The sequence below is a fragment of the Candidatus Palauibacter sp. genome, assembly GCF_965237495.1.
In the GTDB taxonomy this organism is placed as follows: domain Bacteria; phylum Gemmatimonadota; class Gemmatimonadetes; order Palauibacterales; family Palauibacteraceae; genus Palauibacter.
The window spans coordinates 3,877,611-3,890,652 of record NZ_OZ250143.1; the positions used below are offsets into that span (position 1 = coordinate 3,877,611).

A 13,042-nucleotide genomic window follows, 5' to 3' on the forward strand; every position below is an offset into this window, starting at 1 on the left:
AGATGGTCATCACATGGATCGGATACTGCCTCCTGGTCTCGGCTCTGCTGGGGCTGGCCGCCCTCGCGTCGGAGCGGGCGCTGGGCCACTACCGGAAGCCGGTGCGCTGGGCCTGGTTCGCGGCCATCGCGGGCTCGGCGACCGCGCCGATCGTCGCCTTCCTCGCTCCGGGGCTGTTCCCGAGCGCCGCGCCGTTGCCGATGGCGCCGCTCGCGGGGCTGGGAGAGGGTGTCGTGGCCCCCTCGGTGCCCACCGTGCCGGATCTGATGACCGGCGCGCAGGCCGCCGGGGGGCTGGACGTTGGGGCCGTGAGTGCGCTCCTGGGCTGGGCCTGGGCGCTCCTGGTGCTGGCCATGAGCTTCCACCTCGTGCGGGTCTACCGGCGCCTGCGGTTGGAGATGCGGACCTGGACGCCCGGTGAAATCCAGGGCTCGCCGGTCCTGCTCTCCGCGAACCGGGGTCCGGCCGTAGTGGGGGTCGGGTGCTCCGTCGTGGTGATGCCGACGTGGATCGCGGAACTCGAGGACCGGTTGCTGCGTCTCGTCTCCCTGCACGAGCGCGAGCACCAGCGTGCGGGCGACCACCGGCTGTTCGCGGCGGGCATCACGGCCCTCGTGCTGATGCCGTGGAACCTCTTCCTGTGGTGGCAGGTGTCCCGCCTGCGACTGGCGATCGAGTTCGACTGCGACCGCCGCGTACTGGCCCGGGGCGAATCTCCGCGGGACTATGCGGACGCCCTGCTCGCCGTGGGAGCTCGCGTCTCCGCGCCGCTCCTCGCCGCCGCGGCCTTCGCCGAGCGCAGGCCGGCCGTGGAGCGCCGACTTCGCCGCATGACGGAGCCCCTCGCGCGCCTCCGCGTCACCCGCACCCTCGGCGCTTCGGGCGTGGCCGCGCTCGCCATCATCCTCGTGCTGGGCGCCCCCCGGCCCGAGACGGCGATGGACGCCCCGGCGGCGTCCGCCTCGGCGCCTACCCCGCCTTTCGAAGCTATTGAATGGCTGCCAGCGCCCACGCCCAGCGCCGAGGCGGTCGCCGAGGCGGACCGGCCCGTGTTCATCCCGTTCGACACGAACCCCGTACTCATGAACGGACCCGAGGTCCAATTGATGCTTCAGGCGGTGTACGACGGCCTGAAGACTGGGGGAATCGGCGACAGGATCGAACTCTGGGTGTACATCGACGAGACCGGCGTCGTCCGGAATAAGCTTGTCAAGACGACCAGCGGCCACGATGCCCTTGACGCCGGCACCCTGCTAATCGCCGACGCGATGCGTTTTCAGCCCGCCATGAACCGAGACCAGCCGACCGCCGTCTGGGTCTCCCAGTGGCTCACGTTCGAGCCCACGCCATCCGCACCGAGCACCTCCAGGTCGGACCGGCCGACGTTCATCCCGTTCGACACGAATCCCGTGCTGCAGAACGCCGGCGAGGTTACGCGGGCGCTGCAGGAGGCCTACCCGCGAGACCTCAGAGACGAGGGGGTGGGAGGGCGCGTGGAGATCTGGCTGTACATCGACGAGTCGGGCGTCGTCGCGAACCAGCAGTTGAAGACATCGAGCGGCGCCGACGCGCTCGACCGCGCTGCCGCGGAAGTCGTCAAGGTGATGCGGTTCGAGCCCGCAAAGAACCGTGGCCAGGCGACCGCCGCCTGGGTCAACCAATGGATCACGTTCGAGGTCTTGGGGTCCTCGACCCGCGAACAGGACGGCGGTCCCCCTCCCGCCGACCGGCCACTCAAGATCACTGACTTCGTGGTCACGGGGGTAGTTGGCGACGTCGACCAGGATGGCGAGGCGGATGTGATTCTCAGGCCGGGCACTCGCGGAACGATGGATCCCCTGATCGTGATCGACGGGGTGATCCAGGCCGACGATGTGGCGTTCTCGGAACTCGGAGCTCTCGACATCGAGCACGTCGAGGTCATCAAGGGAGAACTGGCCCTCGAGAAATACGGTGAGGCGGGCAGGAACGGCGTAGTCTTCATCACGACGAAGAAAGGTCCACCGCCCAGCATATCGGTGGCCGAACCGGCGGAGCGGACCATGATCGTCGACGGTGTGATCCAGCCAGCGGGGACCAAGCTGTCGGACATCCCGGACGAGGAGATCGCCCACGTCTGGTCCGCCGGAGGACGATCGGCCATGAGACGCTACGGGGCGTGGGCCAGGAACGGAGTGAGGGTCGTGACGACCAGAAGCGGTCGCGGCCGGTAGAAACCAGCTCCGCTGCCGACGGTTCGATGGTAGGCACAATGCCAGGGGCCGCGACCATGACCCACTTCGCCTTGCAATCCGCGCGTTCGGGCCTGACCGCTCGGGCTCCGCGTCGAGTTGGGCGTCCCGGATTCTCCACCGTCGCCATGGGCCTGATGGTCGCCTGCGGAGGCGATGGAGGCGCCGCGGCACCGGCGGGCGGATCGGCGGGCATGGACAGCCCCGACTTCACGATCGCGCCGGAGTGGGAGTCCCTCTGGGTCGTCGGCGTCCTGGATGGCGAGGACTGGGAAGTCTTCGGCGCCGTGACCGATTTGGCCTTCAACGAAGCGGGCGACCTCTTCGTTCTGGACGAGCAGGCGGCCCACGTCGTCGTGTTCGACCGCGCGGGCGCGCACCTGCGGACCATCTCCCGGCAGGGGGAGGGACCGGGCGAGTTGACGGAGCCCACATCGATGGCCGTCCTCGCCGCTGGCCGGCTCGCCATCTTCGACCGCTCGCGCCGGGGGATCCAGTTCTTCACCCAGGAGGGCGAGTATTTGGAGTCGGCACCCTTCGACCCCCAGCAGGGGATGCCCAACTTCGTACGTGTCTGGCTCCCCGACGGGAGCATCCTGACCGACATCGAGACACGGATCACCAGTACGGCGGATGGCGCGATGTCCGTGAGTTCGGGCCCCGCTGGTGCGGAGTCGGAGCGTCCCATCATCCGCTACGGGCCGGACGGAGGCCGCGAGGTGCGGTACACCGCGTGGGACCCGCCGCCGCCGACCGGAGAAGGCGCCAGCACCGAGGGCGGCAGCATTCGGTTTACCATGAGCCCCGTTCGGGCGTTCGATCCTTCACTCTCCTTCATCCCAATGCCGGACGGACGGTTGGCGGTCGTCGACTCGGTCGCCTACCGCATCAAACTCGTGGGGGTGGCCGGGGCCGTAGAGGACGTGCTGGAGCGTCCCGTCGGCCCGATTCGGGTCACCGACGCGATCCGGACTGCGGAGACGCAGCGGCGGCTGGCGCAGCTCGTTCAGACGAGAGTCAGTTCCGTGCTGGGGGGCAGAATCCCTCTCCCCAGCGACTTCCAGGAGCAGATGACCGCGGCCCGACGGACCACGATCGAGCAGATGACGTTCGCCGAGGAGATCCCCGCGATCGACGATCTCGCGCTGGACTTCGAGGGGCGGCTGTGGGTGGAACGGACGGGGCTGCCGGGGGAGGAGGGGCCCATCGACATCGTCACCCCGGACGCCCGATACCTGGGCACGATTCAGCCGGGAGGCCTGCGAATCCCGGACGCGTTCGGCCCGGACGGCCTCATGGCCTACGGGGAGACCCACGACCTGGGCTTCCCCATCGTCGGCGTTGTCCAGCTGGCTCCGTCCTCGCAGCTGGAGACCGGGAGCTCGACCCGGAATCCCTGAGGGAGACGGCGCCGGACCCGCTTTCCAGCGAGGTCACTTACGGAGCCGCACCACCTCGATCAGCGGAACGTCGAGCGCGTCCCTGCCCGCCAGGAGTACCAGGTCGCCCTGGACCCCGGAGAGCAGGACCCTCTTCTCGCGCGGGATCCGGAGCTTTGCCAACGGCGCACCGCCGGGTTCAAGCACGTACCACAGGGTCTCTCCGGAGCCGACCGTCTCGAAGCGGCCGACCCAGATCCGGCCCTCATCGTCAAAGAAGGTCCTGCCGATCGCGGGCCTGTCCTCCGGCAGAAGCTCCGGCGCAAACAGGATTTCCAGGATCTGCTGCACGAGTTGCGACTCGCGGTCCCGCGGCGCCAGCCAATCAGCGCGCACCCGATCGACCTCTTCGGCCCCCAGCGTCGTACGCACCGAAGGCCAACGGATGATCCGGCGCGGGACGAAGGAGCGGTCGACCTCGTGCAGTTCGAAGCGCTCCCCCGACCCATACAGCAGCCGGTCCGGCCCGAGGAGCACGACGGGTTGATGCGAGAAGAACATCCTCACGTCCATTCCCGACTCGTCCAGGGCGCTGTAGCTCCCCGGGAGACTGATCGTACGCGCCGCATCCGCCCTGCCGCCCAACAACTCAAGGATGGCGGAGGTCGGCCAGAGGCGTGCTGTCGGGTGGCCCACCCGGGTCAGGGTTCCGGGTTCCTCAAGGAGACCCAGGTAGGTTCCGGGCCCCCAGCTCCAAGCCTCCCGCCTCGGGCGGTCGTCACCCCGCGGAGGGAGACTCGCGGACCTCACGAAGCCCGCTTCGGGATGGTACAGCTGCACCGCTCCGCCAGCCCCGTCCGCCCTGTCGTAGACGGATATCGTGTCGCCCCGTCCGACCGTCGCCGCGTCCATCCGGCGAAACTCACCCGGCCCGTCGCCGGCTCCGCCGAAGCTGCGCTGGTAGACGCCGGACGCATCGTACAGGTGCAGCTCTCGGGACTGATGTTCGGGGACGACGATCCGCCCATCGCTCAGCCACAATGCTCCCAACACGAGCGACAGATCCGGCTCCGCACCCCGCGAGGTGCCGGGGATCGTTACGACGACGCTGTCCAGTTCCCACTCGGGGAGCGAGTCGGCCGCGACCTCGATCGTGACAACCTCCACGCCGGCCGAGTCCCGAACGGTCACCGTCGGCGCGGCGGCGGACGCCTGGCATGTCTCCGTCCCGCCACCGCACGCCGACACGTAGCCCGCCACGAGCATCAGGCCGATGAGGCGCCCCGCGAGAACCCCTTGAGTCCTTGCGTAGGTCAAGGCCCAACCCTTTCGTTCAGGACCAATGTCCGCGTGCGCGGCGGGACAATGAAGTAGACGCGGACACCCTGTCTCGGGTCACGGTGGGGTGCCCGAACGAGGTGTGACGCAGCGCCGTTGGGCGGCGTCTAGTAGCGTGGGGATCGGCGTTGTGGCTCCGCCCCCCGTTCGTGGCACGGTCATCACACAATCCCGGAGATTCGCGTCAGGTGCAAGCGGCCCATAAGCCCTCGCTGAGGTGCCCGCCGGGCATGACGGTCCGGCTGCCATTACTGGCCTTGACGCTTGCCATCGCCTCACGGGGGGGGGCCGGCTCGGCCACCGTAGCGGCCCAGGAAACGGTGCGCGTCGCGGGCGTCGTCTCCGACGAGGGAACTGGCACGCCGGTCGAGGGCGCGGCCGTTCGTCTTGCCGATTCCTCCGGCTCGGTCCGCGAGGCGATCACCGGCCGGGAGGGCAGGTTTGCCTTCGAGCGGGTGGCGCCCGGGGAGTACCTGCTCGGCGTCTGGCGCATCGGCTACGAGGAACTACAGACGCCGTTGGACGTCGGGCCCGACGGAATCGCACCGCTGGACGTACGGCTGACGGCCGAGGCGATTCCACTCGAGCCGCTGAACGTTGACGTGGAGGGACGGCCACCCCGCCTCATGGAGTCCGGCTTCTACGACCGTATGGAAGAGGGCTGGGGCACCTATTATGAACCCGACTGGATCGAAGCCAATAAGGCGGGTTACGACCGTGTGGGGCAGTTTCTGGCTACGCTCCAGCTCCGCGCCCCTCTTTCTCGCTGTCCGTACGTGCCGGTGTACTTCGATCGACGGCGCATCGGTAAAGCAGGCGGATCGGGTACAAGCAAACCTTCGTCCATCGATACCCTGGCTACATACAACCCGTACGCGATGACGGGCCCGCCCCCGACATTGCTTGGGGAGCTTTCGGTCGCGGATCTCGGGGCGGCCGAGTTGTACACGCCTCACAGCAAGCTACCGTTCTTCGCCTGGAACGCGGACACGGTGACGTGTGGCGCGATCATCCTTTGGTCCGATTGGACCGCCCACACAAACGAGATACCCAAGATCGAGGTGAAGCTGTGTGAGCCCGCCGGGAGTCCAGGTGTGGTGACGCTCGAGGGAGTCGTGGAGGACGAGATCTCGGAAGTCAGACTGCCGGCCGCGCATGTGTTTGCATCGTACACGCCCCCCGCAAGGCTGGAACGGCAGCGGACGGAGGTTCGGACGGACTTGCTCGGCCGATACCGACTGTGCGATCTGCCCTCAGGCGCGGAAGTAGAACTGTCGGTCAGGTACGGTCCCCATGCGGGTATCCCCAGGGTCGCTGATGCCGCTGCCGATGCGGAAGTGAGGCTCACGGTCCCGGTGACGCTGCCCGCTTCGATCACGGGAGTCGTCCTGACCGAGGGGAGTTCAGAACCGCTCGAAGCCGCACGCGTAACGCTCGTCGACACGGACTTTGCTGCGGTGACCAATGCGGACGGCCGATTCTCGGTAGAAGACCTTCCGCCGGGACGCTACAGGGTACGGGCAAGCTGCCGAGGTTTCACCGGCCCCGTGCGGGCAGTCGAGCTGCCGGAGGGGGGGTCTGCGACGGTCGTAATCACCCTGCGACGGATGTCGTTTGCTGAGGGCGAGCGATGTGCCCTTTAGCTGAAGGAGCCTCTGGGGGTGCGCGCCGTCCGCCCCAGAGATCGGCGGCGCCCCTCCTTCCGACGCCCTGGTTACGGACGCAGCACACCTCTTGGGACGAAGGTCCGATGCAAGCAGTACGCAAGGGATCGGCAAGGTATCTACCGGGCTTGACGGTCCGAACGTTGCTGATCGCCGTGACGCTCGCCGTAGCCCAGGCCGCGGGGCTCGGCCTGCCGGGCGTCGCCGCTCAGGAAACGCTGCGAGTCGCGGGCGTCGTCACGGATGACGGGACCGGAGCGCCGGTCGAGGGCGCAACGGTTCGGCTTGCCGATCCCTCGGGCTCGGTTCGAGAGACCGTGACCGGTCCGCAGGGCGCTTTCGCCTTCGAGGCGGTGCCTCCTGGCACACATGTGCTCGGTGTGAGGCGCATCGGCTACGAGGTCCTCAGCACGCCGCTGGAGGTGGGACCGGATGCGCGCTCCCTGGACGTACGACTGCGACCGCAGGCGATCCCACTGGATCCCCTTGAAGTCGATGTCGAAGGGCGTCCGCCTCGCCTTGTGGAATCCGGCTTCTACCAGCGGATGGAGGAGGGTTGGGGAACGTATCTTGAGCCCGAATGGATCGAGGCCAACAAAGCGGGTTTCGCCCGGCTGAGCGACTTCATGGTGATGCTCCAAGGTCGTGCGCCCGGCATGCGTTGCCCCCGAGTCCAGGTCTGGCTGGATCGGAGATTCGTCGGCAGGACGGATGGCTGGGGGACGAGTAGGCCGCTCTCGATCAATCCTGCGGGAACCTACAGGTCCTCGGTCAACTCGCCGCCGCCGCTCCTGGAAGAGCTCTCGGTTGTGGATCTCGGCGCGGCTGAACTGTATGCGCCCGGGACGAAAGTCCCCTTCTTCGCCTGGAGCGAGGAGACGATGAGGTGCGGTGCGATCATCCTCTGGTCCAACTGGACCGCCGCCATGGCAGAAGTTCCGAAGATCGACGTAGCGCTGTGCGAGCCCACCGGGCGTCCGGGTGAAGTGGCGCTGGAGGGGTTCGTGGAGGACGAGGTCACCGCGGTGAGGTTGCCGGCGGCGCATGTGATCGCGTCCCACCCGACTTCCGGGGGGCTCGAACGGGTCGAGACGGTCGTCCGGACGGACTCGCTGGGGCGGTACCGGTTGTGCGATCTCCCCGCCGGAGCGGAGGTCGAACTGGCGGCCGCTTACGGTCCTCACGCGGGTGATCGCCTGGCGGTCCCCGCCGCCGCCGGGGCGGACGTGAGGCTCAGCGTGCCCGTGACCCCTCCCGGATCGGTCACGGGCCTTGCCATCAATGAGGCCACGCGCCAGCCGCTCGAGGCGGTGCACATTACGGTCGAAGATACGGATTTCCGCGCGCTGACGGACCGCTCGGGCGCATTCTCGCTGGAGGGTCTCCCCCCGGGCTCATACCGGATCCGTGCCCTGTGCGGAGGTTTCGACAGTTCCGCGCAGACCGTGGAAATCGCCGCGGGCGCACAGGTTCGCGTCGTGCTCGCCCTTCGTTCGAAGGGGTCTGCGCGGCGGACCCGGTGTTCGGCGTAGCTGGCGGCTACACGAGTTTTTTCTTCCAGCGCCCGTGGCGGAAGAGCGTGAGGCCGACGACCGCGGACAGCGAATAGGCGATCGCGAACGACCAGAAGACGCCGTTCTCCGCCAGCCCCAGCGGGAAGGCGAGGGTCGCCGCGAGCGGGAGCTGGAAGAACCAGAAGACCCCGACGTTGATCCAGGTCGGCGTCGCCGTGTCGCCCGCCCCGTTGAACGCCTGCATCGTCACCATGCCCCAGGCGTAGAAGATGTAGCCGTAGCTGATGATGCGGAGGGCGCGGACCGCAACCGCGTTCGTCTCCGGGTCCATCGCGAACGGCGCCAGAATGAGGTCCGGGAGCCAGACGAAGAACACCGTGATCACGGTCATGAACAGCATGTTCCACGAGCCGGTGAGGTAGACGGCCCGCTCCGCGCGCTCCGGTTTCCCCGCCCCGAGGTTCTGGCCCACGAGCGTGGCCGCCGCGTTCGCGAGGCCCCACGCGGGGAGGATGATGAAGATGACGACGCGGATCGCGAGCAGGTATCCGGCCAGCGCGACGGTCCCGAACTCGGACAGGATGCGGATCGAGGCGATGTAGCTGACCTGCGTCACGAGCATCTGGCCGATGCCGCCGAGGGACACGCGGGCGAGCCTCGCGATCACGGCGAGGTCGAGGCGTACATCCTCGCGCCTCACGCGGATGCGGTCGCCGCGCGACATGTGCCAGAGCTGGTAGAGGGCTCCGATCCCGCGTCCCGTGGTCGTGGCCACGGCCGCGCCCGTCAGTCCGAGTTCGGGGAAGATCCAGAGCCCCAGGATGAGGCAGGGGTCCAGCACGATGTTGATCCCGTTGGCGAGCCACACCGACCGCATCGCCATCGTCGCGTCCCCTGCCCCGCGGTAGATCGCGTTGCTCACGAAGAGGAGGATGATGACGACCATCCCGCCCATCTGGATGCGAGCGAAGTTCGTGCCGACCCGCACGACCTCGGGCTCGCCGCCCATGGCGCGCAGCAGCCAGGGGGCGGAGAGGGCGCCGGCCAGACCGAGCACGGCGGCGATGCCGACGGCGAGCCCGATCGCCTGTACGGCGGCCCGCGCCGCCCCGCGTTCGTCCTTCTCCCCGATGCGCCGGGCGACCATCGCGGTGGTGGACATCGCGAGCCCCACCGCGACCGAGTAGATGACCGCGAGCATCGACTCCGTGAGTGCGAGCGCGGCCAGGGCGCTCGCCCCGAGGCGGCTGACGAAGTACGCGTCGACGACCACGAACAGCGACTCGCCCAGCATCTCGAGCACCATCGGGATGGCGAGCAGCAGGACGCCCCGGTTCAGGCTGCCGGTGGTGAAGTCCTGCTCGGTGCCCCCAATCGCCTCGCGCACGGAGCGCCAGAGGTTGCTCGCCGTCAAGGAATGGTTAGGTCGGGTAGGGGACCGCGGCGTCAGCGCGTCCAGATGGCGATGAGGTTGCAGTCGCTCAGCATCATCGTGTTCGGGACTTGGTTGAGGATCTCGGGCGGGGCGTCGCTGCATCTGTACGCCTCGATCCCTCGCACGGTGTTGAACTTGAGCTCGCGCAGGTTGCGGACGTTGATGCCCAGGCGGTTCGCCGGCCTGCCGTTCAGGAGGATGAGCTGCCTGCGCCGGTACTTGATCGAGAGTTCACGCTTGAACTGGAAGACCTGCCCCAGATGGATGTAGTTGTCGATCTCGGGGAAGGTGGCGAAGTAGCCATCTTCCATGTCGCCGCGGCGATCGTAGAAGCCCGAGGTGAGGAGGTAGGGATCGCGGCCGGTGACCCTGACTTCGATCGGCGCCAGCGCGATCGCCCGCGTGTTCAACTCGACCCGGAGCTCGGCGGTCTGGTCCGTGAGGACGTTGATCTCGGTGTCGAGCGGCGCGAACGCGATGTGCTCCACATGGAGACCGTAGCTGCCCGGCGGCACCGTGCGGAACCCGACCCGGCCGAGCGAGTCCGTGACCCCCGAGATCGGGAGCGGCGAAAAGTCGATCTCCGCGCCCGCCACGGGCTGCAGGTTCTCCGCCGCGACGACGGAGAAGACGAGGAAGGCCGCGTCCCCCAGATCGACCTCGAGTTCGACGCGCCGGGGCCGGTCCAGGTCGACCTTGCGCTCCTTGCCGCGCTGGCTCCGGTAGCGGGCCCGAACCCGCACCTCGCGGAAGGCGACGAGGCCGCACACCTGGTATCGGCCGTTCTCGTCCGCTTCGACCGTCACGTCCTCCGGAGTCGCCATCTCCCGTTCGGCCTCGTACCGGATGAGGACGGTGGCCCCCGGGAGCGGGATCCGGCTCTCCTCATCGCGGACGATGCCGTCGATCCCCACCTCGAGGTCGGCGTTGCCGAGTTGCTCGCACGCCCGAATCGTCCGGTCTTCCTCCTCCTCCTGGCCGAAGACGGGGGCCACGGTCAGGAGGAGCGCCGGAAGAGCGAGAAGCGCCGCCCCCCCGCTCAGGCCGCGACAGGTCGCCATGCGCGTGTCATCCCGCGGCCTCGAGCAGCGCGCGCAGCAGCCCGTTTCCGGCCTCGCCCAGGTTCGTGGTGCCGCCGGTGTAGTTGCGACCGAGCGCTACTCCGTAGCCGCTCTCGGGCTCGAACACGAGGTACATGTTGTACCCCGCGACGGACCCCCCGTGGCCGACGAAACGGACCGTCCGTCCGCCCTCGAGCATCACCGTACGAACCGAGAAGCCGACGCCGTACCCGTTCTCCGGGTCTTCCGGCGTCTGGACGGTCATCAACTCGCGGCGGGTGGCGGGCTCCAGGAGTCCGTATTCGGTCATCCCCATCACCGCGGCTCCGAAGGTGGCCAGATCACCCACCGTCGAGTAAACGCCGCCGTTCGGTACCTTGTATCCCCGTCCTTCGTGCTCGAGTGCGGGCATGTCCGCGTCCACGGCGCCCTCGGGGTCGATGGCGAAGCCCACCGAGACCCGGCGCCACAGGTCGGGGCCGACGATGAAGGTGGACGAACGCATGCCCAGCGGTTCGAAGATCCGGTCCTCGACGAGGTCCATGAAGGAGGTTCCAGCCGCCCGCTGGAGGGCGTAGCCGAGCATCCCGTATCCGATGTTCGAGTACTGGTAGCGGGCCCCGGGCATCGTGTCGTAGCGCGTATGAGGGATCGACGCGAGGATCTTGTGCCCCCAGTCCTCGATCGGTCCGGCCGCCGCACCCTCGAGTTCGGGCTCGCGGATGAGGCCCGCGGTGTGGCTCGCCATCTGCCGGAACGTGATGGGGGCCATCCCGGCGCGTGGATCCCCGAGGCCCCTGGCCTCCGGAAGATGGTCCACGAGGGCGTCATCGAACGCCACGATGCCGTCCTCCATCAGGTCCGCCATCAGGACCGCCGTGATGGACTTCGAGATCGACCCCGTGCGATAGATCGTCCGCACGCCCGCGGGGACCCGCTTCACGGGGTCCGCCCAGCCGAAACCCTGTGCCCACAGCACCTGATCCCCCTTGAACACGGCGGCGGAGATGCCCCCCACGCCGTCCCCCTCCACTTCGCCGGCGATCTGCCGGGAGAAGGCGTCGATGACGCTCGCGTCCTGCCCCGAGGCGACGCCCGGAAGGAGGATCGCGACGAGCAGCAGCGCCACCGCGGCGGGGCGCAGCCGGCGTGCGGCGAGGATATGTAACCAGCGGCGGGAGACAGGCATGACTTCCTCCTTTGATCCCTCGAAACACCGGGAGGTCAAGGTCCCACCCAAGGTCGCAGCTTCAGCGCGGCATCGGTAGGGCGGGAGGCTGGCGAGCCGCCGCCGACGGGCCTACTGTCTCCGCGCCGAGTTCGCCGTTTCACGTACACGAACGATCCCCACACGCATATGTCGCTGCTGAAGAAGCTCATCTTCCGGCTGGACGGCGCCGCCGACAGCGCCCGCACCCGGTTCACGAGCGAATCCGGCGCCACCTGGGAGGCGGAGTTCTCGATCTTCTCCGGTACGATGCAGCAGTCGCCCCGCTTGCTGGTGATGTTGCGAAACCAGGACGACGTCTCCGTGCCCCAGCGCTACAACCAGGCGCCGCCCGGGCTGTCGAAGGTGCCGAAGGAGGCGGTGGCCCAGATCAGCGAGGGCGGGCTCCGCGAACTGCTCGTCCGCTCCGTGAAGGTGTGAGCGGCATGGCGGTCGACCCGAAGCGCGCACTCTCCCGCAGGTTCCTCGATGGCGGGATGATCCAGTGGGAGGCCTACGTGTCGGGGGGACAGCCGAACACGCCCCGGGCGGCGCGGATCTACTTCGTTTGTCTGGAGGATCCGTTCGAGCGCCCGCGGTGGGTGGCGCACGAGAGCCGCAGCGTGGCCGAAGCGACGCGCGCGCTCGGCGGCATGTCCGACGACGACCTGATCGAACTGCACACCCGCTCCACGCCGCTCGACTGACCGCCCGCGGGGGCGGGTCGCGGGCTCACCTCACGGTGACCACGTCGTCGAGGCGTTTCCCGGCCACACCGTCCACGCCCTCGTAGCGATGTTCCACGACGATCCCCGTCGGGCCGGGATCGAGGTGGAAGATGTTCGCCAGGTAGGAGATGGTCGTCGGCGTGCGGCTGTTGCAGCCCTGTCGACCCGAGATGATCGTGAGGGTGAGCTTCAGACCGTCGCCTCTCACGTCGAGTTCGCTGTCGATGTAGTCGCACCGCAGCCGACCCACGATCTGGCCGCTGACGAGCATCGTTCCAGGCCCTCCGGCGGCGCGCGCGAACTCCGGGAGCGCTTCCCCCTCGCTGACCACGGATTGGAGCAGGCCTCCGACGGCCGGCGACAACCCCAGGCCCAGGTCGAGGCAGCCGTTCGTGCCCACGAGCAGGGACAGAGCGAAGGCCGCAAGGAGGACCCTTCCGCGGTGGAGGATGTGACGCAGGATGTGCTGCACGACGCATGACTCC

11 protein-coding genes are annotated in these 13,042 nt (G+C 68.3%); 6 read left to right on the top strand and 5 right to left on the bottom strand.

Annotated elements, in window-relative coordinates:
- Positions 1–2: 2 nt before the first annotated feature.
- Both ACPXY0_RS17025 and ACPXY0_RS17030 read left to right on the top strand, forming a co-directional pair.
- The gene (locus ACPXY0_RS17025) at positions 3–2,213 is read left to right on the top strand and encodes a TonB family protein (RefSeq protein WP_423926619.1); all 2,211 of its coding nucleotides are present in this window, start codon (positions 3–5) and stop codon (positions 2,211–2,213) included.
- Positions 2,214–2,359: 146 nt separating this feature from the next.
- Entirely contained in the window at positions 2,360–3,631 is a 1,272-nt protein-coding gene (locus ACPXY0_RS17030; RefSeq protein ID WP_423926621.1) for a 6-bladed beta-propeller, read from the top strand.
- A 33-nt stretch (positions 3,632–3,664) separates the two neighbouring features.
- On the opposite strand, the gene ACPXY0_RS17035 is transcribed toward ACPXY0_RS17030, so the two are convergent.
- The gene (locus ACPXY0_RS17035; RefSeq protein WP_423926623.1) at positions 3,665–4,927 is read right to left on the bottom strand and encodes a hypothetical protein; all 1,263 of its coding nucleotides are present in this window, start codon (positions 4,925–4,927) and stop codon (positions 3,665–3,667) included.
- A 251-nt stretch (positions 4,928–5,178) separates the two neighbouring features.
- On the opposite strand from ACPXY0_RS17035, the gene ACPXY0_RS17040 reads away from it, so the two are divergent.
- On the top strand, positions 5,179–6,591 hold the full coding sequence (locus tag ACPXY0_RS17040) for a carboxypeptidase regulatory-like domain-containing protein (protein WP_423926625.1): 1,413 nt from the start codon (positions 5,179–5,181) through the stop codon (positions 6,589–6,591).
- A 149-nt stretch (positions 6,592–6,740) separates the two neighbouring features.
- On the top strand, positions 6,741–8,144 hold the full coding sequence (locus ACPXY0_RS17045) for a carboxypeptidase regulatory-like domain-containing protein (RefSeq protein WP_423926627.1): 1,404 nt from the start codon (positions 6,741–6,743) through the stop codon (positions 8,142–8,144).
- A 7-nt stretch (positions 8,145–8,151) separates the two neighbouring features.
- On the opposite strand, the gene ACPXY0_RS17050 is transcribed toward ACPXY0_RS17045, so the two are convergent.
- Genes ACPXY0_RS17050 through ACPXY0_RS17060 form a run of 3 tightly spaced genes read right to left on the bottom strand, consistent with a single transcriptional unit; the run spans position 8,152 to position 11,811 of the window.
- The gene (locus tag ACPXY0_RS17050; protein WP_423926629.1) at positions 8,152–9,540 is read right to left on the bottom strand and encodes an MATE family efflux transporter; all 1,389 of its coding nucleotides are present in this window, start codon (positions 9,538–9,540) and stop codon (positions 8,152–8,154) included.
- Between the two features lie 32 nt (positions 9,541–9,572).
- Positions 9,573–10,622, bottom strand: coding sequence for a hypothetical protein (locus ACPXY0_RS17055; protein WP_420463937.1), 1,050 nt, complete (start codon positions 10,620–10,622; stop codon positions 9,573–9,575).
- 7 nt (positions 10,623–10,629) lie between these two features.
- Positions 10,630–11,811 carry a serine hydrolase domain-containing protein gene (locus ACPXY0_RS17060; RefSeq protein ID WP_423926631.1) on the bottom strand — a complete coding sequence of 394 codons (1,182 nt, stop codon included), beginning with the start codon at positions 11,809–11,811 and terminating at the stop codon, positions 10,630–10,632.
- A 168-nt stretch (positions 11,812–11,979) separates the two neighbouring features.
- On the opposite strand from ACPXY0_RS17060, the gene ACPXY0_RS17065 reads away from it, so the two are divergent.
- Both ACPXY0_RS17065 and ACPXY0_RS17070 read left to right on the top strand, forming a co-directional pair.
- Positions 11,980–12,270, top strand: a complete 291-nt coding sequence (locus ACPXY0_RS17065; RefSeq protein ID WP_419934274.1) for a hypothetical protein — start codon at positions 11,980–11,982, stop codon at positions 12,268–12,270.
- Between the two features lie 5 nt (positions 12,271–12,275).
- Entirely contained in the window at positions 12,276–12,536 is a 261-nt protein-coding gene (locus tag ACPXY0_RS17070) for a hypothetical protein (protein ID WP_423926633.1), read from the top strand.
- Positions 12,537–12,561: 25 nt separating this feature from the next.
- On the opposite strand, the gene ACPXY0_RS17075 is transcribed toward ACPXY0_RS17070, so the two are convergent.
- Positions 12,562–13,029, bottom strand: a complete 468-nt coding sequence (locus tag ACPXY0_RS17075) for a hypothetical protein (RefSeq protein WP_423926635.1) — start codon at positions 13,027–13,029, stop codon at positions 12,562–12,564.
- Between the last annotated feature and the right edge of the window lie 13 nt (positions 13,030–13,042).